At 60.0% G+C, this 22,241-nt stretch carries 23 protein-coding genes and 1 pseudogene; 19 read left to right on the forward strand and 5 right to left on the reverse strand.

Going from position 1 to position 22,241, the window contains the following annotated elements; genetic code table 11:
• The first annotated feature begins 10 nt into the window (after positions 1 to 10).
• The 7 genes and pseudogenes from coaBC to AACY19_RS19050 all read left to right on the forward strand — a co-directional run bounded on the left by coaBC (position 11) and on the right by AACY19_RS19050 (position 5,624).
• On the forward strand, positions 11 to 1,219 hold the full coding sequence (gene coaBC, locus AACY19_RS19020) for a bifunctional phosphopantothenoylcysteine decarboxylase/phosphopantothenate--cysteine ligase CoaBC (protein ID WP_095119812.1): 1,209 nt from the start codon (positions 11 to 13) through the stop codon (positions 1,217 to 1,219).
• Positions 1,220 to 1,224: 5 nt separating this feature from the next.
• Entirely contained in the window at positions 1,225 to 1,680 is a 456-nt protein-coding gene (dut, locus tag AACY19_RS19025) for a dUTP diphosphatase (RefSeq protein WP_016985816.1), read from the forward strand.
• A 268-nt stretch (positions 1,681 to 1,948) separates the two neighbouring features.
• Positions 1,949 to 3,325, forward strand: a pseudogene (locus tag AACY19_RS19030) (phosphomannomutase/phosphoglucomutase); the annotation flags it as partial.
• Between the two features lie 17 nt (positions 3,326 to 3,342).
• Complete coding sequence (gene argB / locus AACY19_RS19035; protein ID WP_115079687.1) at positions 3,343 to 4,248, forward strand: acetylglutamate kinase; 906 nt, start codon at positions 3,343 to 3,345, stop codon at positions 4,246 to 4,248.
• A 203-nt stretch (positions 4,249 to 4,451) separates the two neighbouring features.
• Positions 4,452 to 4,664 (forward strand): hypothetical protein, encoded by a 213-nt coding sequence (locus AACY19_RS19040; protein WP_339452868.1) that lies wholly within the window; start codon positions 4,452 to 4,454, stop codon positions 4,662 to 4,664.
• A 17-nt stretch (positions 4,665 to 4,681) separates the two neighbouring features.
• Positions 4,682 to 5,254, forward strand: a complete 573-nt coding sequence (locus AACY19_RS19045; protein ID WP_339452870.1) for a hypothetical protein — start codon at positions 4,682 to 4,684, stop codon at positions 5,252 to 5,254.
• A complete protein-coding gene (locus AACY19_RS19050) occupies positions 5,241 to 5,624 on the forward strand; it encodes a hypothetical protein (RefSeq protein ID WP_339452872.1) in 384 nt (127 codons plus the stop codon). The genes AACY19_RS19045 and AACY19_RS19050 overlap by 14 nt, the downstream gene beginning before the upstream one ends.
• Positions 5,625 to 5,728: 104 nt before the next feature.
• Here AACY19_RS19050 and pyrE read toward each other — a convergent pair whose 3' ends face one another.
• Positions 5,729 to 6,373, reverse strand: a complete 645-nt coding sequence (gene pyrE / locus AACY19_RS19055) for an orotate phosphoribosyltransferase (RefSeq protein ID WP_186619259.1) — start codon at positions 6,371 to 6,373, stop codon at positions 5,729 to 5,731.
• Positions 6,374 to 6,455: 82 nt separating this feature from the next.
• On the opposite strand from pyrE, the gene AACY19_RS19060 reads away from it, so the two are divergent.
• Positions 6,456 to 7,235: an exodeoxyribonuclease III gene (locus AACY19_RS19060; RefSeq protein WP_007920349.1), complete on the forward strand. Its 780-nt coding sequence runs from the start codon at positions 6,456 to 6,458 to the stop codon at positions 7,233 to 7,235.
• Positions 7,236 to 7,313: 78 nt separating this feature from the next.
• Here the strand turns inward: AACY19_RS19060 and gltS are convergent, their stop codons facing one another.
• From gltS to rph, 3 genes are all read right to left on the reverse strand, one after another.
• Positions 7,314 to 8,522, reverse strand: a complete 1,209-nt coding sequence (gene gltS, locus AACY19_RS19065; RefSeq protein WP_339452880.1) for a sodium/glutamate symporter — start codon at positions 8,520 to 8,522, stop codon at positions 7,314 to 7,316.
• Positions 8,523 to 8,893: 371 nt separating this feature from the next.
• Positions 8,894 to 9,262: a DUF4870 domain-containing protein gene (locus AACY19_RS19070; protein ID WP_339452882.1), complete on the reverse strand. Its 369-nt coding sequence runs from the start codon at positions 9,260 to 9,262 to the stop codon at positions 8,894 to 8,896.
• A 28-nt stretch (positions 9,263 to 9,290) separates the two neighbouring features.
• Positions 9,291 to 10,013: a ribonuclease PH gene (gene rph / locus AACY19_RS19075; RefSeq protein WP_095187917.1), complete on the reverse strand. Its 723-nt coding sequence runs from the start codon at positions 10,011 to 10,013 to the stop codon at positions 9,291 to 9,293.
• A 270-nt stretch (positions 10,014 to 10,283) separates the two neighbouring features.
• Between rph and AACY19_RS19080 the strand changes: the two genes are divergently transcribed.
• From AACY19_RS19080 to AACY19_RS19105, 6 genes are all read left to right on the forward strand, one after another.
• Entirely contained in the window at positions 10,284 to 11,147 is an 864-nt protein-coding gene (locus AACY19_RS19080) for a YicC/YloC family endoribonuclease (protein WP_339452884.1), read from the forward strand.
• Positions 11,148 to 11,159: 12 nt separating this feature from the next.
• Positions 11,160 to 11,780: a guanylate kinase gene (gene gmk, locus AACY19_RS19085; protein ID WP_339452886.1), complete on the forward strand. Its 621-nt coding sequence runs from the start codon at positions 11,160 to 11,162 to the stop codon at positions 11,778 to 11,780.
• Between the two features lie 167 nt (positions 11,781 to 11,947).
• Entirely contained in the window at positions 11,948 to 12,211 is a 264-nt protein-coding gene (rpoZ, locus tag AACY19_RS19090) for a DNA-directed RNA polymerase subunit omega (RefSeq protein WP_016985812.1), read from the forward strand.
• A 57-nt stretch (positions 12,212 to 12,268) separates the two neighbouring features.
• Positions 12,269 to 14,374: a bifunctional GTP diphosphokinase/guanosine-3',5'-bis pyrophosphate 3'-pyrophosphohydrolase gene (gene spoT / locus AACY19_RS19095; protein WP_339452888.1), complete on the forward strand. Its 2,106-nt coding sequence runs from the start codon at positions 12,269 to 12,271 to the stop codon at positions 14,372 to 14,374.
• 24 nt (positions 14,375 to 14,398) lie between these two features.
• Positions 14,399 to 14,779, forward strand: coding sequence for a RidA family protein (locus AACY19_RS19100; protein WP_003229509.1), 381 nt, complete (start codon positions 14,399 to 14,401; stop codon positions 14,777 to 14,779).
• A gap of 68 nt (positions 14,780 to 14,847) precedes the next feature.
• Positions 14,848 to 15,588 (forward strand): hypothetical protein, encoded by a 741-nt coding sequence (locus tag AACY19_RS19105; RefSeq protein ID WP_339452890.1) that lies wholly within the window; start codon positions 14,848 to 14,850, stop codon positions 15,586 to 15,588.
• A gap of 138 nt (positions 15,589 to 15,726) precedes the next feature.
• Here the strand turns inward: AACY19_RS19105 and AACY19_RS19110 are convergent, their stop codons facing one another.
• Complete coding sequence (locus AACY19_RS19110) at positions 15,727 to 16,584, reverse strand: SDR family oxidoreductase (RefSeq protein WP_339452892.1); 858 nt, start codon at positions 16,582 to 16,584, stop codon at positions 15,727 to 15,729.
• A gap of 189 nt (positions 16,585 to 16,773) precedes the next feature.
• Between AACY19_RS19110 and exbB the strand changes: the two genes are divergently transcribed.
• The 5 genes from exbB to recG all read left to right on the forward strand — a co-directional run bounded on the left by exbB (position 16,774) and on the right by recG (position 22,197).
• Complete coding sequence (exbB, locus tag AACY19_RS19115; RefSeq protein ID WP_339452894.1) at positions 16,774 to 17,727, forward strand: tonB-system energizer ExbB; 954 nt, start codon at positions 16,774 to 16,776, stop codon at positions 17,725 to 17,727.
• A 6-nt stretch (positions 17,728 to 17,733) separates the two neighbouring features.
• Positions 17,734 to 18,162 (forward strand): TonB system transport protein ExbD, encoded by a 429-nt coding sequence (gene exbD, locus AACY19_RS19120; RefSeq protein WP_339452896.1) that lies wholly within the window; start codon positions 17,734 to 17,736, stop codon positions 18,160 to 18,162.
• The gene (locus tag AACY19_RS19125) at positions 18,159 to 18,905 is read left to right on the forward strand and encodes an energy transducer TonB family protein (protein WP_339452897.1); all 747 of its coding nucleotides are present in this window, start codon (positions 18,159 to 18,161) and stop codon (positions 18,903 to 18,905) included. Before exbD ends, AACY19_RS19125 begins: the two co-directional genes overlap by 4 nt.
• 277 nt (positions 18,906 to 19,182) lie before the next feature.
• Entirely contained in the window at positions 19,183 to 20,112 is a 930-nt protein-coding gene (locus AACY19_RS19130) for a hydrogen peroxide-inducible genes activator (RefSeq protein WP_339452899.1), read from the forward strand.
• A gap of 9 nt (positions 20,113 to 20,121) precedes the next feature.
• Entirely contained in the window at positions 20,122 to 22,197 is a 2,076-nt protein-coding gene (recG, locus tag AACY19_RS19135) for an ATP-dependent DNA helicase RecG (RefSeq protein ID WP_339452901.1), read from the forward strand.
• Positions 22,198 to 22,241: the final 44 nt, after the last annotated feature.

Below are 22,241 nucleotides of genomic sequence, written 5' to 3' on the forward strand. Positions count from 1 at the left end.
AGGCAGACCTATGCAGCGGCTGTATCGGAAACGCATCGTTCTGGGCGTCGGCGGCGGCATCGCGGCCTACAAGAGCGCCGATCTGGTTCGTCGCCTGATCGACCAGGGCGCTGAAGTGCGCGTGGTCATGACACATGGCGGCGCCGAGTTCATCACCCCGCTGACCATGCAGGCCCTGTCCGGTCACCCGGTGCACCTCGACTTGCTCGACCCGGCCGCAGAAGCCGCGATGGGCCACATCGAGCTGGCCAAGTGGGCCGATCTGGTGCTGATCGCCCCGGCCACCGCCGACCTGCTCGCCCGTCTGGCCCAAGGCATCGCCAACGATTTGCTGACCACTTTGGTGCTGGCCACCGACGCTGTCGTCGCCGTTGCTCCAGCGATGAACCAGGCGATGTGGCGCGACCCGGCCACCCAGGCCAACCTGCAACTCCTGGAAAGCCGTGGCCTGAAGACTTTCGGCCCGGCCTCGGGCAGCCAGGCCTGTGGCGACGTCGGCATGGGCCGCATGATGGAAGCGACCGATCTGGCGCAGTGCGCGGCGGATTGCTTCCAGCGTCAGGCGCTGACCGGCAAGCACGTGGTCATTACCGCCGGCCCGACCCAGGAAAACATCGACCCGGTGCGCTACATTACCAACCACAGCTCCGGGAAAATGGGCTTTGCCTTGGCCGAAGCGGCCGTTGAAGCCGGCGCTCGCGTGACCTTGATCAGCGGCCCGGTACACCTGCCAACCCCGGATCGCGTCACGCGCATCGACGTGGTCAGCGCCCGCGACATGCTCGCCGCTTGTGAATCCGCGATTCCGTGCGACGTGTTTATCGCCTCGGCAGCCGTGGCGGACTACCGCCCGGAAGTCGTGGCCCCGCAAAAACTCAAGAAAGATCCTACGAGCGGTGACGGCTTCGTCCTGCAAATGGTGCGTAACCCGGACATCCTCGCCACTATCGCGACCCGTCCCGACCGTCCGTTCAGTGTCGGCTTCGCCGCCGAGACCGAACACCTGCTCGACTACGCTGCACGCAAGCTGAAAGACAAGAATCTCGATTTGATCGTCGCCAACGACGTCGCCAACCCGAGCATCGGTTTCAACAGCGAAGAAAACGCCTGCAGCGTGATTGACCGTGCGCTGCACGCCACGGTTTTCGCCCAGACCAGCAAGAGCAAGATCGCTCGCCAACTGGTCACTTTTATCGCCGAACGTCTGAACCAGGTTTAATTTACATGCACGCTTTGCAAGCCAAGATCCTCGACCCACGCATCGGCACTGAATTCCCGCTGCCGCAATACGCCACACCAGGCTCCGCCGGCCTCGACCTGCGCGCCATGCTGGAGCAGGACATCGTCATCAAACCGGGTGAAACCGTGCTGATCCCTACCGGCCTGTCGGTGTACATCGGCGACCCGAACCTGGCCGCGCTGATCCTGCCGCGCTCGGGCATGGGCCATAAGCACGGCATCGTGCTGGGCAACCTTGTCGGCCTGATCGACTCCGATTACCAAGGCCCGCTGATGGTGTCGTGCTGGAACCGTGGCCAGACCGACTTCACCATGACCGTCGGCGAACGTCTGGCGCAACTGGTGCTGGTACCGGTAGTACAGGCGCACTTCGAAATGGTTGAGGAGTTCGTCGAAACCGAACGCGGCACCGGCGGGTTTGGCCACACCGGCACCAAATAAGCGAATAACACCCTGGCAGGAGCAGCTTTCGGCGGCTCCTGCAGGGGAAATTCGTGCATTTTCAACAGCAGGTTTTAACACCGAAAATCAAGGTTTTGCCGGCCGAAAGCCGCGCCAGCCGAGGCGTCATGGCCCTTTCACACCACGAACTCTCTGTGGAAAACGCCGTCATACCCTTCAGTTTGAGCCTGCCGTCGAACGATTCGTCGGTCTGTCCCGCCACTTTCGAGATGGAGCATTTGTGCAGATGAGCACCCCAGCCAAGATTGCCCCGAAGCTGCCCGACAGCATTTTCCGCGCTTATGACATTCGCGGCACCGTGCCGGAATTCCTCAACGCCGAAACCGCTTACTGGATCGGCCGCGCCATTGGTTCGCAGAGCCTGGCCCAAGGCGAGCCGAACGTGTCGGTCGGTCGTGACGGCCGCTTGTCCGGCCCGGAACTGGTAGCAGAGCTGATCCGCGGTATCGCCGAGAGCGGCTGCCACGTCAGCGACGTCGGTCTGGTGCCGACGCCGGCGCTGTATTACGCCGCCAGCGTGCTGGCAGGCAAATCCGGGGTGATGCTCACCGGCAGCCACAACCCGTCGAACTACAATGGCTTCAAGATCGTCATCGCCGGCGACACCCTCGCCAACGAACAGATCCAGGTGCTGCACGAGCGCATCAAGACCAACAACCTGAGCAGCGGTGCAGGTAGCGTTACCCAGGTCGAAATCCTCGACCGCTACAACACCGAAATCGTCCAGGACATCAAATTGGCCCGGCGCCTGAAAGTCGTGGTCGATTGCGGCAACGGCGCGGCCGGCGTGATCGCCCCGCAACTGATCGAAGCACTGAACTGCGAAGTCATTCCGTTGTTCTGCGAAGTCGACGGCAACTTCCCGAACCACCACCCGGACCCGGGCAAGCCTGAGAACCTCGTCGACCTGATCGCCAAGGTCAAGGAAACCAACGCTGACATCGGCCTGGCTTTCGACGGTGACGGCGACCGAGTCGGCGTGGTGACCAACACCGGCAGCATCGTCTACCCGGATCGCCTGCTGATGCTGTTCGCCCGTGACGTGGTGGCGCGTAACCCGGACGCGGAAATCATTTTCGACGTCAAATGCACCCGCCGCCTGGTGCCGCTGATCAAGGAATACGGTGGTCGGCCGCTAATGTGGAAGACTGGTCATTCGTTGATCAAAAAGAAAATGAAACAATCCGGCGCGCTATTGGCTGGTGAAATGAGCGGGCACATCTTCTTCAAGGAGCGCTGGTTCGGTTTCGACGACGGCATCTACAGCGCCGCACGGCTGCTGGAGATCCTCAGCAAGGAAAAATCCACCGCGGAAGAGCTGTTTGCGACCTTCCCGAACGATATTTCTACGCCGGAAATCAATATCCATGTGACCGAAGAGAGCAAATTCAGCATCATTGATGCGCTGCACGACGCACAGTGGGGTGCAGGCGCTGACCTGACCACCATCGACGGCGTGCGAGTCGATTACGCCAAAGGCTGGGGCCTGGTGCGCGCCTCCAACACCACACCGGTGCTGGTGCTGCGTTTTGAGGCCGATGACGAGGCTGAATTGCAGCGCATCAAAGATGTGTTCCACGCCCAACTGAAACGCGTTGCACCCGATCTCCAACTACCGTTCTGATCCACCCGGAGCCCTGAATGACCCTCGAACGCGATGCCGCCGCCAACACTGCCAAGGTCCTGTCCGAAGCGCTGCCTTACATCCGACGCTATGTCGGCAAGACCCTGGTGATCAAATACGGCGGCAACGCGATGGAAAGCGAGGAGCTGAAAACCGGCTTCGCCCGCGACATCGTGCTGATGAAAGCCGTGGGGATCAACCCGGTGGTCGTGCACGGCGGCGGCCCGCAGATCGGTGATCTGCTCAAGCGCCTGTCGATTGAAAGCCACTTTGTCGATGGCATGCGCGTCACCGACGCCGCGACCATGGACGTGGTGGAAATGGTCCTCGGCGGTCAGGTCAACAAGAGCATCGTCAACCTGATCAACCGTCACGGCGGCAGCGCCATCGGTCTGACCGGCAAAGACGCCGGGCTGATTCGTGCGAAAAAGCTCACCGTCACCCGCCAGACCCCGGAGATGACCCAGCCGGAAATCATCGACATCGGCCACGTCGGCGAAGTGGTCGGGATCAACACCGAACTGCTGAACCTGCTGGTCAAAGGCAACTTCATCCCGGTCATCGCGCCAATCGGCGTCGGCGAAAACGGCGAGTCGTACAACATCAATGCTGACCTGGTCGCCGGCAAGGTGGCCGAAGCGCTGAAAGCCGAAAAGCTCATGCTGCTGACCAACATCGCAGGCCTGATGGACAAGTCGGGCACCGTATTGACCGGCCTGAGCACGCAGCAGGTCGACGATCTGATCGCCGACGGCACCATCTACGGCGGCATGCTGCCAAAGATCCGTTGCGCGCTGGAAGCAGTTCAGGGCGGCGTTGGCAGCTCGTTGATCATCGACGGTCGTGTGCCTAACGCGATCCTTCTGGAAATCTTCACCGACACCGGTGTAGGTACGCTGATCAGCAATCGCAAGCGTCACTGATCGCTGAAACGCAAAAGATCGCAGCCTGCGCCAGCACCTACGAAAGCGAATTTCATCTGTATGAAATTTCTGTAGGTGCTGGCGAAGTCTGCGATCTTTTTTGTGCGCTAGAGAAACGTCTGACACTCATCAACGAAACGTCCGACATCGCAAAAGCAACAATCCCCATAGGATCTTCCCTGAATCCACAGGAGATCTTCCTCATGCAAAAAGACCACGTACCTTACGGCAGCGACGTTTCAGCAGGCACCTATGAGTGTGCAGACTGTGGACGCAAATACTCCAACCAGTCGAAAACCTCGCTGCCGCCCTGCCCTGACTACCAGCCCAGCACCCACGTGCTCAACGGTTGGAACATTCAGACCGGCCAGGGCGATGCAGCGGCAGATCCGTACCCAGGCCAGTCTTCCCATTGATCGTGGAGGGCTGAATCATGCAGATTTCGTTCACGATCGACGCCGACGCTTTCGAGCAGGAACAGAAGGAACCGGTCAAGAAGACGCTGCGCATCAACGACGCCGAAATTACCCACGCCCTTCAGCGCATCGCCAAGGCCAGCCTGACGGAATACCTGAAAATGCTGGTCGAGGGCGGCATGCCCAGCCGGGCCGACGAAGCCAAGCAGGATCGCCTGCTCTACCTGATTCAAAGCTACTTCGGGCAGACCTTGCCGACGGAATCGCAGATTTCGACGATCTTTCAGTTGACCCAGAGCCAAAGCAAAACCCTGCTGAAGAACACGGTGTCGCGGTTTCGCAATCAGCTCGATGACATCCTGCAACACAGCATGCGTGCGGTCGTGGCGTCTGCGGAATATGCGCAAACTGTGTATCTGGTGGTCATCAGCTCGGACGTGATCCGCGACGAGCTGAACATGCTGATCACCCAGAACGAGCCGACCTTCAAACCTATCACCAAGCGTAAGGGCAGCGCCGGGCAGTTCGAGATCAGTGAGGATTCTCACGATTTGCTGTGCGCCACGCTCGGACTCAATGCCGTTCAGTGACATCGTCGCGGTCAGTGGCTTGCTGCTGACCCTGACCACATTCATGTTCAATCTGGCATGGCCGACGCTCGATGAGGCCTTGTCGCTGGATGAATTCCAGTCAGGCCCACAGAACAGAAGGCGCAGCCGGAAAAAGGTCAGGGATGCCCTTTACTGGCGAGCGCTGCCACTGACGTGCGCTTTTTCAGCGTTGTTTTACGTCAACCTGCCCGCCGCAGCAGGCATCTTGGGCAGCAGTGAATTCGCTCTGTGGGATTTTGATGTGGATCGCACGCTGTACGTGATGGTCGTGCTGGCGCTTTTGGCATTTGCGCTGATAAACGCAGGGCTGGCCGTGAACTTGCTGCGAAAATGGCGGAACCTGCGCTAGCCAAAAACCAGAAGACCCCATTCAGCGTGACTGAACGGGGTCTTTTTATTACCGACAATCCGACGTGGTAGCGGGCTTGCTCGCGAATGCAAAGCCGGTCGCAATCAGACGCCAAACTGGGCGCGATACGCTTCCACGGCTGGCAAGTGCTGCTTTAGCTGCGGATCGTCAGCGAGGAATTCCAGCACCTGGTTCAGAGAAACGATGCTGATCACCGGAATGCCGAAATCGCGCTCGACTTCCTGAATCGCCGACAACTCACCGTTGCCACGCTCCTGACGGTTCAGGGCGATCAACACACCAGCCGCTTTGGCGCCGTCCTGGGAAGCGATGATCTGCATCACTTCGCGGATTGCGGTACCCGCGGTGATCACGTCGTCGATGATCAGCACGTCGCCGGTCAGCGGCGCGCCCACCAGGCTGCCACCTTCGCCGTGGGCCTTGGCTTCCTTGCGGTTGAAGCACCATGGCAGATCACGGCCGTGATGCTCGGCCAGCGCGACGGCGGTGGTCGCCGCCAGCGGAATGCCTTTGTAAGCCGGGCCGAACAGAACGTCGAAAGGAATGCCGCTTTCAGCGATGGCTGCAGCGTAGAAACGCCCCAGCTGCGCCAGGGCCGAGCCCGAGTTGAACAGGCCGGCGTTGAAGAAGTAGGGACTGGTGCGCCCGGACTTCAGGGTGAACTCACCGAAGCGCAAAACGCCGCGATCGATGGCAAAACGAATGAAATCGCGCTGATACGCTTGCATGAAAAAAACCCCAAATACCACGGATTTAGCTAATTAGCTTGACGCCGTGTATCATACACGCACGCGATTTTTGGGGCCATTTATGCGGATCATCAGTGTGAACGTCAATGGTATTCAGGCTGCAGTCGAGCGTGGTTTGCTCAGTTGGCTGCAAGCACAGAATGCCGACGTCATCTGCCTGCAGGACACCCGTGCCTCCGCCTTTGAACTGGATGACCCAGCCTTCCAACTGGATGGCTACTTCCTTTATGCCTGCGATGCTGAAGTCCCTGCCCAAGGCGGCGTGGCTTTGTACTCGCGGTTGCAACCGAAGGCTGTCATCAGCGGTCTCGGTTTCGAGACGGCCGACCGCTACGGGCGCTACCTGCAAGCAGATTTCGACAAAGTCAGTATTGCCACCTTGCTGCTTCCTTCGGGGATGAACGGCGATGAGGACTTGAACCAGAAGTTCAAGCTCATGGACGACTTCGGCAAGTACCTGGACAAACAGCGACGCAAACGTCGCGAGTACATTTATTGTGGCTCGTTGTACGTGGCGCAGCAGAAACTCGACATCAAGAACTGGCGCGACAGCCAGCAATCCCCGGGCTTCCTGGCGCCGGAACGCGCCTGGATGGACGAGATTGTCGGCAACATGGGTTACGTCGACGCCCTGCGCGAAGTCAGCCGTGAAGGTGACCAGTACAGCTGGTGGCCGGACAACGAACAGGCCGAGATGCTCAATCTGGGCTGGCGCTTCGACTACCAGATCCTGACGCCAGGCCTGCGACGCTTCGTGCGCAGCGCACGTCTGCCACGTCAGCCGCGGTTCTCGCAACACGCACCGCTGATCGTCGACTACGACTGGACGCTGACCATCTAAGCGTCAATTCGCCGTACAAAAAATGCCCGTATCGCAAGATGCGGGCATTTTTTATGCGTCAGTCAAAGCAAACCCAACCTAAACAGCCACGAAGAATGGCAGGGCCAGATAAAGTTTGATCACGATGACATTGATGATGTCGATGAAGAACGCTCCCACCATCGGCACCACCAGAAACGCGATCTGCGATGGCCCGAAGCGCTGTGTCACCGCCTGCATGTTGGCGATGGCGGTCGGTGTGGCGCCGAGGCCGAAACCGCAATGTCCCGCAGCAAGTACGGCGGCGTCGTAATGGCTGCCCATCACCCGGAAAGTAACGAAAATCGCGAACAGCGCCATGACTAAAGCCTGCGCTGCCAGAATGATGAAAATCGGCAGCGCCAGTGCAGCCAGATCCCACAATTTGAGCGACATCAGGGCGATTGCCAGAAACAGTGACAGGCTGACGTTGCCCAACACCGAGACCTCACGTTCAAACACCTGATACAAGCCCAGCGCCGAAAGACTGTTGCGCAAAATCACTCCCACAAACAGCACACAGACGAACGTCGGCAGTTCGAGCGCAGTTCCTTGCAGCCAGCCATTGAGCAGACTGCCGGCCAACAGGCTGACGGCGATCAGTGCCAGGGTTTCGATAAACGAGAAAGGTGTGATCGAGCGCTCTTTGTTCGGCTGCTCAAAGCCCTTGGGCAACCGCGGCGCTTCCTGTTGATTGCAGCCCGGCACTTCAACACGCTTGATCAGCAAACGCGCAACCGGGCCTCCGATCAGACCACCCAGCACCAGACCAAACGTCGCGGAGGCCATCGCCAGCTCGGAAGCCGACGCCAGACCGTAATTCTCGCTGAACGCCGTACCCCATGCGGCTCCGGTGCCGTGGCCGCCTGCCAGGGTGATGGAGCCGGTCAACAGCCCCATCAAAGGGTCGAGCCCGAGCATGGTTGCCAGCCCGATACCCATTGCGTTCTGCACCACTAACAGCCCGGTCACTGCCAACAGGAATATCCCGACGATACGCCCGCCTTTCTTCAGGCTCGCAAAATCAGCGCTCAAACCGATGGTGGCAAAAAAGGCCAGCATCAGCGGCGTTTGAAGCGAAGTATCAAAGCGCACTTCAATATTGAATGATCGCAGAATCAACAAAAGCAATGCGACCACCAGGCCACCGGCTACAGGCTCAGGAATATTGTAACTTCGCATGAAACCAACACGCGCAACAAGTCCGCGCCCAAGTAAAAGTACCAGGGAAGCGGCCACGAGTGTTCCGTAAAAATCGAGTTGAATCATATGGATTATTCTTGGCTAGATATTCATGGGCGAATTGTTTACCTGCATCCGCCCCATGAACTGGCTGATTGTCTCAACACTGATTACTGAGGAATTCAAGAGCCTTCGATGGCTTGAATATATCGGAATATTTCATTAGCAATATTACGCGGGGGCCAACTCTACCAACCGACAATCCTGATTGCCAAGGACATGCGCAGTCACTGAGCCACGCAGTTGTGACTAAAAATGTAATCAGTGGACTCATGCGAAATATTAACTACCGACCATCACCACCAGAAAAATCCTACATACAAAATCTAGATAATTAAGTTATGGAAATAAAAATGCCCTGACATATCAGGGCACTTTCAAGTATTGCCAACGGCTATTTATTTAATCAGTCGCCAGGTAAATGGATAACGATACGGGAACCCCTCATTAGCCTTCACACCGGCAATGATTGTCAGAATCAACGCACCGATGGCCAGCAGACCAAAAAGAAAGAATCCGATAATCAGCACCATCAGCAACAAACAGATGGCCGATGCAATCGCGACGGTGATCTGAAAGTTCAGCGCCTCTTTACCCTGCGCATCAATGAAGGGGTCCATCTCGCGCTTCATCTGCCACAGGATGAGCGGCCCGATCAGCGTACCGAACGGAATCCAGATCCCCAGCAAGGCGGACAAGTGACAAAACATCGCCCATTGGCGAACCTCCCGGCTCGGTTTGGGCAGCAACTCTTGCTCGTCACTCATCGCGTCCTCCTTGCGGTTATGAACCCGCTCAGTCGGCCAGTGCCGCCTTTTGCAGTTCGAAGATTTCGTTCATGCCTTTCTTGGCCAGTTCCAGCATGGCGTTCAAGTCTTCAGGCTGGAACGGCGCGCCTTCGGCGGTGCCCTGCACTTCGATGAAACCACCGCTGCTGGTCATGACCACGTTGAGATCAGTCTCGGCAGCGGAATCTTCAAGATAGTCCAGATCCAGTACCGGCTCGCCCTGATACATGCCGACCGAGACCGCGCCGATCATTTGCTTGAGCGGGTCGCCGCCTTTCAGGCCGCCGCGCTTCTTGATCACTTTCAACGCATCAACCAGGGCAACCATGGCACCGGTGATGGAAGCGGTGCGAGTACCGCCGTCAGCCTGGATCACATCGCAATCGACATACAGCGTCACATCGCCCAGCTTGGACATGTCCAGCGCAGCGCGCAGGGAACGACCGATCAGACGCTGGATTTCCAGGGTACGGCCGCCCTGCTTGCCACGGCTGGCTTCACGCTGGTTACGCTCGCCGGTGGCTCGCGGCAGCATGCCGTACTCGGCAGTCAACCAACCCTGGCCCTGACCTTTAAGAAAGCGCGGCACGCCGTTTTCGACACTGACAGTGCAAATGACTTTGGTATCACCGAACTCGACCAGCACGGACCCCTCGGCGTGTTTGGTGTAGTTGCGGGTAATGCGGATCGAGCGGAGCTGATCGGCAGCGCGACCACTTGGACGTTTCATAGGAGGTACCTGTACTGAGGACGGAAAACTGCCGAGCATTATAGAGCGCTGCACCGCGCCTGGGCACTCGCTAAAAAATCGGGTCGACGACTCAAGCACCTGGAACACCTGTTACCGACGGGCTGCAGCCCTTTGTCACACCGTGTGTTTGGGCGCATTCGCCGCACTGCGCTACAATCCTGCGCCTTTGCTGCCAGTCGGCTTAAATTCATTCATATCGCGCTCGCGAAATTCCGTTTTCGCGCCGATCTGCATTGCGAGGTCACCGCCATGGTGCACAGCATGACCGCCTTCGCCCGCGTCGAAAAAGCCGGCGCTCAGGGCACCCTGAGCTGGGAACTGCGCTCGGTCAACAGCCGCTATCTGGAGCCGCACCTGCGCCTGCCGGAATCGTTTCGCGACCTCGAAGGTGCCGTGCGTGAAGCGCTGCGTCAGGGCCTTTCGCGGGGCAAACTGGAGTGCACCCTGCGTTTTACCGAAGAAAGCACCGGCAAGGCACTGCAAGTCGATCGCGAGCGCGCTGCGCAACTGGTGGCCGCCGCCGAGACCGTTGCCGGACTGATCAACAATCCCGCCGCCCTGAACCCATTGGAAGTGCTGGCCTGGCCCGGCGTACTGGTGGCCGACGCCGCTGATCCGCAGGCGCTGAATGCCGATGCACTGGCTCTGTTCAACCAAGGCCTAAAAGAGCTGAAGGCTGGCCGCGAGCGCGAAGGCGCGGAGTTGGCTCGCCTGATCAACGAGCGTCTGACTTCCATAGAAGAAGACGTCGTGACCCTGCGCGAACTGGTGCCTCAGATGCTCGCCACCCAGCGCCAGAAAGTCCTCGACCGCTTTGCCGACATGAAGGCCGAGCTTGACCCGCAGCGCCTGGAACAGGAAATGGTCATGCTCGCGCAAAAGAGCGATGTGGCCGAAGAACTGGATCGCCTGAGCACCCATATCATCGAAGTTCGCCGCGTGCTCAAGTCCGGCGGTGCCGCCGGTCGGCGCCTGGATTTCCTGATGCAGGAGCTCAACCGCGAAGCCAACACACTGGGCTCCAAGGCCTTCGACCCGCGCAGCACCCAAGCGGCCGTCAACCTCAAGGTGTTGATCGAGCAGATGCGCGAACAAGTGCAGAACATTGAGTAAGGCAACCCTGACATGACCCACAGCACCGGCACCCTGTACATCATTTCTGCCCCTTCGGGCGCAGGCAAGAGCAGTCTGGTCAAGGCTTTGACCGATGCCAAGCCAGAGATCCGCGTCTCTGTCTCGCACACCACCCGCGCCATGCGTCCGGGCGAAGTAGACGGTGTGAACTACCACTTCGTCTCCCGCGAAGCATTCGTGAAGATGGGCGAGCACGGCGATTTTCTTGAGCGCGCCGAAGTGTTCGGCAACCTCTACGGCACCTCGCAAAGCCACCTGCAGCAAACTCTGGACGCCGGCCACGACCTGATTCTGGAGATCGACTGGCAGGGCGCCGAACAAGTGCGCAAGCTGATGCCGCAGGCGCGCTCGATCTTCATCTTGCCGCCATCGCTGCAAGCATTGCATTCGCGCCTGACCAACCGTGGCCAGGACAGCGACGAGATTATCGACGGCCGCATGCGTGAAGCGGTCAGCGAGATGAGCCACTATGTCGACTATGACTACCTGATCATCAACGACGATTTTGCCCACGCGCTGGACGATCTGAAGGCGATTTTCCGAGCCAATCAGCTGATCCAGAAGCGTCAGCAGCAGCTGCACGGCAAATTGCTGGCTGAATTGCTCGGTTAACCAGCACTTCCCAAAACCGCTGCAAGCGCTTTACATTGGCACTTGCAGCGCGTTGAAGAGCTTGATCAAAAAATCAGCGCTTCCCTAATCGCTGGTGATTTTTTAAACTGTTGAGTCCGCTCGCCCAACCGGGCAGCGCGCATATTGCATTCGCTCCGAGGAATACCATGGCCCGCGTAACCGTTGAAGACTGCCTGAACCACGTGGAAAACCGTTTTGAGCTGGTCATGCTCTCTACCAAACGTGCCCGTCAACTGGCCACCGGCGGCAAAGAGCCACTGGTTCAGTGGGAAAACGACAAGCCGACGGTTGTCGCGCTGCGTGAAATCGCTGAAGGCCTGATGAGCTACGAGTTCATCGCCGAGCAGGAAATCGTCCAGGATGAACCGCTGTTCGCAGCGTTCGAGGACGAGTCCAACGAGGCCGTCTAAGCCTATGCCTGGTCGACGTAGCACGGCGCGGGGTCACAGCTCACGGCAGGAATCATCATGCCGAGCATAGACGCCCTCGCCGATCGCTTATCGACCTACCTCGGCAACGACCAGGTCAACCTGGTCCGCCGAGCGTATTTCTACGCCGAACAAGCCCATGACGGTCAGCGCCGTCGCAGCGGCGAGGCCTATGTCACGCATCCGCTTGCCGTGGCCAATATTCTTGCCGACATGCACATGGACCATCAGAGCCTGATGGCCGCGATGCTGCATGACGTGATCGAAGACACTGGTATCGCCAAGGAAGCGCTGCAAGCGCAGTTCGGCGAAACCGTGGCCGAACTGGTCGACGGGGTCAGCAAACTGACCCAGATGAACTTCGAAACCAAAGCCGAAGCCCAAGCCGAAAACTTCCAGAAAATGGCCATGGCCATGGCGCGCGACATTCGCGTCATCCTGGTCAAACTTGCCGACCGCCTGCACAACATGCGCACGCTGGAAGTGCTATCCGGCGAAAAACGCCGCCGCATCGCCAAGGAAACCCTCGAAATCTACGCGCCCATCGCCAACCGGCTGGGCATGCATGCGATCCGCATCGAATTCGAAGACCTCGGCTTCAAGGCCATGCACCCGATGCGCTCCGCGCGGATTTACCAGGCTGTTAAACGCGCCCGGGGCAACCGCAAGGAAATCGTCAACAAGATCGAAGAATCACTCGGCCATTGCCTCACTGTCGACGGCATCCAGGGTGAAGTCAGCGGTCGCCAGAAACACCTCTACGGTATCTACAAGAAAATGCGCGGCAAGCGTCGGGCCTTCAACGAGATCATGGACGTCTACGCGTTCCGGATCATCGTCGACAAGGTCGATACCTGCTACCGCGTGCTCGGCGCTGTACATAATTTGTACAAACCGTTGCCTGGGCGCTTCAAGGATTACATCGCGATCCCCAAGGCCAACGGCTATCAGTCGTTGCACACCACGTTGTTCGGCATGCACGGCGTGCCCATCGAGATCCAGATCCGCACCCGCGAAATGGAAGAGATGGCCAACAACGGCATCGCCGCCCACTGGCTGTACAAATCCAGCGGTGACGAGCAGCCGAAAGGCACTCATGCCCGCGCCCGTCAGTGGGTCAAAGGCGTGCTGGAAATGCAGCAACGTGCCGGTAATTCGCTGGAATTCATCGAGAGCGTGAAGATCGACCTGTTCCCGGACGAGGTCTATGTGTTCACGCCCAAAGGCCGGATCATGGAGCTGCCGAAAGGCTCCACGGCGGTCGACTTTGCTTACGCGGTACACACCGACGTCGGCAACAGCTGCATTGCCTGCCGGATCAACCGTCGCCTCGCACCGCTGTCCGAACCGCTACAAAGCGGCTCCACGGTGGAGATCGTCAGCGCCCCCGGCGCACGACCAAACCCGGCCTGGCTCAATTTCGTCGTCACCGGCAAGGCGCGCACGCACATCCGCCATGCGCTGAAGCTGCAACGGCGGTCCGAATCCATCAGTCTCGGCGAACGCCTGCTGAACAAAGTTCTCAACGGTTTCGACAGTGCGCTGGAAAAGATCCCGGGCGAGCGCGTCAAGGCGATGCTCGCCGAGTACCGCCTCGAACTGATCGAAGACTTGCTCGAGGACATTGGCCTGGGCAACCGCATGGCTTACGTCGTGGCTCGTCGACTGCTCGGCGAAGGCGAACAGCTGCCGAGCCCGGAAGGCCCGCTGGCGATTCGCGGCACCGAAGGCCTGGTTCTGAGCTATGCCAAATGCTGCACGCCGATCCCGGGCGACCCGATTGTCGGGCACCTGTCGGCGGGCAAAGGCATGGTTGTGCACTTGGACAACTGCCGCAATATCAGCGAAATCAGGCACAACCCGGAAAAATGCATCCAGCTCTCGTGGGCCAAGGATGTCACCGGCGAATTCAACGTCGAACTGCGCGTCGAACTGGAACATCAGCGCGGCCTGATCGCCCTGCTGGCCAGCAGCGTCAACGCCGCCGACGGCAATATCGAGAAAATCAGCATGGACGAACGCGATGGTCGCATCAGCGTGGTCCAGTTGGTGGTCAGCGTCCACGACCGTGTGCACCTGGCCCGCGTGATCAAGAAGCTGCGCGCCTTGACCGGGGTGATCCGCATCACCCGCATGCGTGCATAACCTGCCTATTACAAGGAGTCATTCATGACCAAAACCGTAATCACCAGCGACAAGGCCCCGGCCGCCATCGGTACTTACTCCCAGGCGATCAAGGCAGGCAACACCGTTTACATGTCGGGTCAGATTCCTCTGGACCCAAAAACCATGGAACTGGTTGAAGGCTTCGAAGCCCAGACCGTCCAGGTGTTCGAGAACCTCAAAGCTGTGGCCGAAGCCGCCGGCGGTTCGTTCAAGGACATCGTCAAACTGAACATCTTCCTCACCGACCTGAGCCACTTCGCCAAGGTCAACGAGATCATGGGCAAATACTTCGACCAGCCGTACCCGGCCCGCGCCGCCATTGGCGTTGCTGCCCTGCCAAAGGGTTCGCAGGTTGAAATGGATGCCATTCTGGTCATCGAGTGATGCGCACGGCGCGGCGTTAAACGTCGCGCCGACTGCTCTGCAAGAAAAGGTTTTGAAAGGATTCCACCATGCGCAAAGCGCTAGCTCTCCCGCTGCTCGCCATTTTCCTCGGCGGCTGCGCCAGCAACCCTGCCGACCGTGACATCAGCGGCACCTGGATCAACCAGGTGGCAATCGATGCCGCAGCCAAGGGCGGCCCCCTGCGCGAAGCGCTTCAGGCTTATGGCCCGAACCTGGAGTGGGACGTCAACACCAAGGCCAGTCAGGCCCGCTACACCAACGGTTTTGAAAATGTCGAAGGACGGCTGCTGGGCGAACAGTCCGGCACCTGGAAGGTCGACTTCTATGGCAGCTCCGCCAGTGAGCTGAAACGTGATGGCAGCCAGTTGCAGCAATCCGCCAGCGACAACGAACCCGAGCAGGTCTTCGACCGCGCGCAGATTCCAGTGCCGGAAGGCGCGCCGATTGGCGCCAGCTTCGAACGTGCGTTGTACTCGGCGTATCTGGGCGGCGACTGGAAAATTGCCAGTGGCCAGGGCGAAGGCAATACCGTGCAATTCCAGGCCGATGGCCAGGTGTCCGGCCTGCCGGGCGCTGATCGTTATGCCTTGTGCCTGGCGGGCGATTGCGCATCGATGAGCAATGGCAACGACAGCATGTGGCTGCAACAGAACGGTCAGGGCAATAACTGGATCTTTGTGCGCAAGGGCAAAGAGCTGGAAATCCTCCAAGCGGTGAATACTGCCTTGGCCGATGAACAACCACAGTTCACCGCCGGTGAGCGCAAGTGGTTGCTCGAGAAGCAGTAACCCGCTTCTGAAACCACTAAAGATCAAATGAGGGAGCGAGCCTGCTCGCGAAAGCAGTGTATCAGTCAAAGTAATATTGCCTGATGCACCGCATTCGCGAGCAGGCTCGCTCCCACAGTTGTTTTGGGGGTCTCGAGGTCAGCATTTACCTTCGAGGATCGCGGCGTAGCCCTCGCGGTAGCTCGGGTACGTTGGCGTCCAGCCCAACGCCTTTATCCGCGCATTGCTGCAACGCTTGCTGCCAGTGCGCCGCACGCTGGCATCTTCCGCCCACTCGGTAACACCCAGGTACTCGCGCAGCCAGCCCACCACTTCAGCCAACGGCGCCGGCGCATCGTCGACGCCGATGTAGAACGGCTCCAGCTTCACTCCCTGCCGATCCTTCTCCAGCAGAAAAGCCAATAGCCCGGCTGCATCATCAGCATGAATCCGGTTGCCATACAGCGGCGGATCAACCGCTACGCGATAACCGCGACGCACCTGAGTCAGCAGCCATTCGCGGCCCGGCCCGTAGATGCCGGTCAGACGCAGGATGCTGGCGGGGATGCCGCTGTCGAGTGCCACTTGCTCGGCCTCCAGCATCAACCGTCCGGAATAACCGGTGGCAACCGTCTCGGACGTCTCATCTACCCAGCCGCCATCCTGTTGCCCATAGACACTGCTGCTGGACACAAAAATCAAGCGCTCAGGCACTTGTCCGTAGTCGTCGAGCCAGCTCAGCACGTTCTGCAAACCCTGCACGTAGGCCGCGCGGTAACCGGCCTCATCGTGATCGGTTGCGGCGGCGCAATACACCAGATAGTCCACCGCCCCCACCGGCCAGGTTGCCGGACAGTCTTCACTGAACAGGTCGCCGGCCACACCGATGACTCCATCAGGCAGCTTCGAAACATCACGGCGCAGACCATGCACTTCCCAGCCAGCGGCAAGTAATTGGGTGGCCAGACGACTGCCGACGTCACCACAACCGGCAATCAAAACAGAGGGCGCAGACATCAAAAAAACTCCCATCGCAAAGGAACAGACTAGCGCCGGCGAAGGACGAACGGCTAGCAATCAAGGAAAAAAAGATACTCTATTACTTTTGTTAACAAGAATTACTTGCAATAATGCACGCCACTTTTGTTCTCGGCCTCACGAGGCCTGGTAGAGCATCACCGTTTTTCTATCTCAGGTCCGGCCAGCATGACACGTAATCAAATCCCCGCTTCGCCAACCAATCGACCTCGCGCCTGGAGCGCGGTGGCAGCGCTGCTGCTCAGCCTGATGCTGGCACCGACCGCCGCGTTCGCCGATGCCCAGGCACCTGCAACGCCAGCCGCCACCGAGCAAAGCGCACCAGCCGCCGCTCCGGCTGCCCCGGCCGCTACCGATCCGGTGCAAACGGTTGACGCTGCGGACGTTCCTGAAGTTCTCGAAGCCGACAACAGCCTGGGCATGGCCCACGACCTGTCGCCATGGGGCATGTACCAGAACGCCGACATCATCGTGAAAATCGTGATGATCGGTCTGGCGATTGCTTCGATCATCACTTGGACCATCTGGATTGCCAAGGGCTTTGAACTGATGGGCGCCAAGCGTCGTCTGCGTGGCGAGATCGCCGCCCTGAAGAAAGCCACCACCCTGAAAGAGGCCAGCGTCACTGCCGGCAAGGAAGGCACCCTCGCCAACCTGCTGGTCCACGACGCGCTCGAAGAGATGCGCCTGTCGACCAACAGCCGCGAGAAAGAAGGCATCAAGGAGCGCGTCAGCTTCCGTCTCGAGCGCCTCGTTGCAGCCTGCGGCCGCAACATGAGCAGCGGCACCGGCGTCCTCGCCACCATCGGTTCCACCGCACCGTTCGTCGGTCTGTTCGGTACCGTGTGGGGCATCATGAACTCTTTCATCGGCATCGCCAAAACCCAGACCACCAACCTCGCCGTTGTGGCACCGGGTATCGCTGAAGCGCTGCTGGCGACTGCACTGGGTCTGGTTGCCGCGATTCCAGCCGTGGTGATCTACAACGTGTTCGCCCGCTCCATCGCCGGTTACAAGGCGCAGGTTTCCGATGCGTCGGCAGAAGTCCTGCTGCTGGTCAGCCGCGACCTCGACCACCAGCCTGAGCGCAGCTCACAGCCGCACATGGTCAAAGTGGGGTAATCGGCCATGGGCCTGCATTTGAAAGAAGGCGCAGACGACGATCTGGCCGAGAACCACGAAATCAACGTCACACCGTTCATCGACGTGATGCTGGTACTGTTGATCATTTTCATGGTGGCGGCGCCTTTGGCCACCGTGGACATCAAGGTCGACCTGCCTGCCTCAACCGCCAAACCGGCGCCGCGGCCAGAGAAACCGGTGTTCCTCAGCGTCAAGGCTGACCAGCGCCTGTACATCGGCGACGACGAAGTCAACGCCGAAACCCTGGGCGCCGTGCTCGACGCCAAGACCCAGGGCAAGAAAGACACCACCATCTTCTTCCAGGCCGACAAAGGCGTGGATTACGGCGACCTCATGAGCGTGATGGACAAACTGCGCTCCGCCGGTTACCTGAAGGTCGGTCTGGTCGGACTTGAGACGGCTGCCAAAAAATGATCACGACGCGCCATAAGCTGACGCGTTACAGCGGTAGCCTGGCCGTGGTGCTGGGCGTTCACGCGCTCGCCATCGCGCTGGCGCTGAACTGGACCGCCCGCCCGCCCATCGAATTGCCGCCACAGGCCATGATGGTCGAGCTGGCACCGGTTCCGGCCCCGCCACCGCCTGCACCGCCGAAAGTCGTCACACCGCCACAGCCACCGGCTCCGGTTGAAGAGTTGCCGATTCCGAAGCTGGCCGAAGCACCGAAAGCGGAAATTGCGGTGCCCAAGCCCAAGCCGAAGCCAAAGCCCAAACCACCGAAGCCGGTCGAGAAGAAGCTGCCTGATCCGCCGAAGGAAAAACCTTCCGAGGAAAAACCGGCCGACACGCAACCGACCCAGGCACCGACGGAGAAATCCGCTGCACCGGCGCCCGGCCCATCGCCAGCTCAATTGGCCGCCAAGGCCAGTTGGCAGGGCACCCTGCTCGCGCATTTGGCCAAGTACAAAAAGTACCCGCAAAGCGCACAGGCACGGGGCAAGGAAGGTCTGAACCGTCTGCGTTTCGTGGTCGATGGCGAAGGCAACGTGCTGTCGTTCGAACTGGTGGGCCGCTCCGGCAACGCCGATCTGGACCGGGCTACCCTGGAAATGATCCGCCGCGCCCAACCGCTGCCCAAGCCACCGGCCGACATGCTGAACAACGGCACGATTGAAATTGTTGCACCGTTTGTTTACTCGCTCGAGCGCCGCCGCTAAGAAACATCGCAAGACCTGTGGGAGCTGGCTTGCCAGCGATTGCAGTATGTCAGACAAGGATTATTGACTGACCCATCGCTATCGCTGGCAAGCCAGCTCCCACAAGGTTCTCCGCCAGCCGGATGATCCAAGTCGAAAAGGCACCGAAAGGTGCCTTTTGCATATCTGTACGCGGCAAACCCACATTGCCCGGTGTCGCATTCCACACTCAGTCTGATAACGTGCGTCTATCGATTGCAGCCGGTATGCTTGGCCCGCATCTTCATGGACGCTTGCTATGACCCTCACAGAATTACGCTACATCGTTACTCTCGCCCAAGAGCAGCATTTCGGCCATGCGGCCGAGAAGTGCCACGTCAGCCAGCCGACCCTGTCGGTGGGCGTGAAGAAACTTGAAGACGAACTCGGTGTGCTGATTTTCGAGCGCAGCAAGAGCGCGGTGCGCGTGACACCGGTCGGCGAAGGCATTGTCGCCCAGGCGCAGAAAGTGCTGGAACAGGCGCAAGGCATCCGCGAACTGGCCCAGGCTGGCAAGAACCAGCTGACCGCACCGCTGAAAGTCGGCGCGATCTACACCGTCGGCCCGTACCTGTTCCCACATCTGATTCCACAACTGCACCGGGTCGCCCCGCAGATGCCGTTGTACATCGAAGAAAACTTCACCCACGTGCTGCGCGACAAACTGCGCAACGGCGAACTCGACGCGATCATCATCGCCCTGCCGTTCAACGAAGCCGATGTGCTGACTCTGCCGCTCTACGACGAACCGTTCTACGTCCTCATGCCGGCGCAGCATCCGTGGACGAAAAAAGAATCCATCGACGCCGGCCTGCTCAACGACAAGAGCCTGCTGCTGCTCGGCGAAGGTCATTGCTTCCGCGATCAGGTGCTGGAAGCCTGCCCGACCCTGACCAAGGGCAACGACGGCGCCAAGCACACCACCGTCGAATCCAGCTCACTGGAAACCATTCGCCACATGGTCGCGTCCGGTCTGGGCATCTCGATCCTGCCGTTGTCGGCTGTCGACAGCCATCACTACGCCCCGGGCGTCATCGAAGTGCGCCCACTGTCGCCGCCAGTGCCGTTCCGCACCGTGGCCATCGCCTGGCGCGCAAGCTTCCCGCGGCCGAAAGCCATCGACATCCTCGCTGACTCCATTCGCCTGTGCTCGGTGGCCAAACCCGCAGCGCCGGTTACAGCCGGTTAAGCGAGCGTCATGACTGAGCTGTCGCAAGTGTCGGTGACGGCACTCAAGGGTGTCGGTGAAGCCATGGCCGAGAAACTGGCCAAGGTCGGCCTGGAAAACCTTCAGGACGTGCTGTTCCATCTGCCGTTGCGTTATCAGGATCGCACCCGCGTGGTGCCGATTGGTGCTCTGCGACCGGGACAGGACGCCGTGGTCGAAGGCACCGTCAGCGGCGCCGATGTGGTCATGGGCCGGCGGCGCAGCCTCGTTGTGCGCTTGCAGGACGGCACCGGCGGCCTCAGCCTGCGCTTCTACCATTTCAGCAACGCGCAGAAAGAAGGCCTCAAGCGCGGCACGCGGGTTCGCTGCTACGGCGAAGCCCGCCCCGGCGCTTCTGGTCTGGAAATCTACCACCCGGAATACCGCGCCATCACCGGCGACGAGCCGCCGCCCGTGGATGAAACCCTGACCCCGGTGTATCCACTCACTGAAGGCCTGACCCAAGCGCGTCTACGCCAGTTGTGCATGCAGACCCTGACCCTGCTCAAGCCCGCCACCCTGCCCGACTGGCTGCCGACCGAACTGGCGCGCGACTATCAACTCGCGCCGCTGGCCGACGCGATCCGCTACCTGCACAACCCGCCCGCCGATGCCGATGTCGACGAACTCGCCCTCGGTCATCACTGGGCGCAGCATCGTCTTGCTTTCGAAGAATTGTTGACCCATCAGCTGTCGCAACAACGTCTGCGCGAAAGTATGCGCTCCCTGCGCGCGCCGGCGATGCCAAAAGCGACCAGGCTGCCACCGAAATACCTGGCCAACCTCGGTTTCAGCCCGACCGGGGCGCAACAGCGCGTCGGTAACGAAATCGCCTATGACCTCAGTCAGCACGAACCGATGCTGCGCCTGATTCAGGGCGATGTCGGCGCCGGAAAAACCGTGGTTGCCGCCCTCGCTGCGCTGCAAGCGCTGGAGGCCGGCTATCAGGTCGCGCTGATGGCGCCGACCGAGATTCTCGCCGAGCAACACTTCATCACCTTCAAGCGCTGGCTCGAACCGCTGGGCATTGAAGTGGCGTGGCTGGCCGGCAAGCTCAAGGGCAAGAACCGCGTCGCCGCGCTGGAACAGATCGCCAGCGGCACACCCATGGTGGTCGGCACCCACGCGCTGTTTCAGGACGAAGTGCAGTTCAAGAACCTCGCGCTGGTGATCATCGATGAACAGCACCGCTTCGGCGTGCAGCAGCGTCTGGCACTGCGGCAGAAAGGCGTCGGCGGACGCATGTGCCCACATCAACTGATCATGACCGCCACGCCGATTCCTCGAACGCTGGCGATGAGCGCCTACGCCGACCTCGACACCTCGATCCTCGACGAACTGCCGCCTGGGCGCACCCCGGTCAACACCGTGCTGGTCACCGACACGCGCCGCGTCGAAGTCATCGAACGGGTGCGCAGCGCCTGCGCCGAGGGGCGTCAGGCTTACTGGGTTTGCACACTCATTGAAGAGTCGGAAGAGCTGACCTGCCAAGCCGCCGAAACCACCTTCGAAGACCTCACCGCCGCGCTTGGCGAGCTGAAAGTCGGGCTGATCCACGGGCGCATGAAGCCCGTCGAAAAAGCCGCCGTCATGGCCGAATTCAAGGCCGGCAACCTGCAACTGCTGGTCGCCACCACGGTGATCGAAGTCGGCGTCGACGTGCCCAACGCCAGCCTGATGATCATCGAAAACCCCGAGCGCCTCGGCCTCGCGCAACTGCACCAATTGCGCGGCCGCGTCGGTCGGGGCAGCGCCGCCAGCCATTGCGTGCTGCTCTACCATCCGCCGCTGTCGCAGATCGGCCGCCAGCGCCTGGGCATCATGCGCGAGACCAACGACGGTTTCGTCATCGCCGAAAAAGACCTCGAACTGCGCGGCCCCGGGGAAATGCTTGGTACCCGCCAGACCGGTCTGCTGCAATTCAAAGTCGCCGACCTGATGCGCGACGCCGACTTGTTACCCGCCGTGCGCGACGCCGCGCAAGCCCTGCTGGAGCGCTGGCCGACCCACGTCAGTCCGCTGCTCGACCGCTGGTTGCGCCATGGGCAGCAATACGGCCAAGTGTGAGCACCATCGCAGTTTCTGACAGATCGTTCTGACCAAGCTGGTTA

The organism is Pseudomonas sp. EA_5y_Pfl2_R50 (assembly GCF_963970475.1).
Classification (GTDB): Bacteria; Pseudomonadota; Gammaproteobacteria; order Pseudomonadales; family Pseudomonadaceae; genus Aquipseudomonas.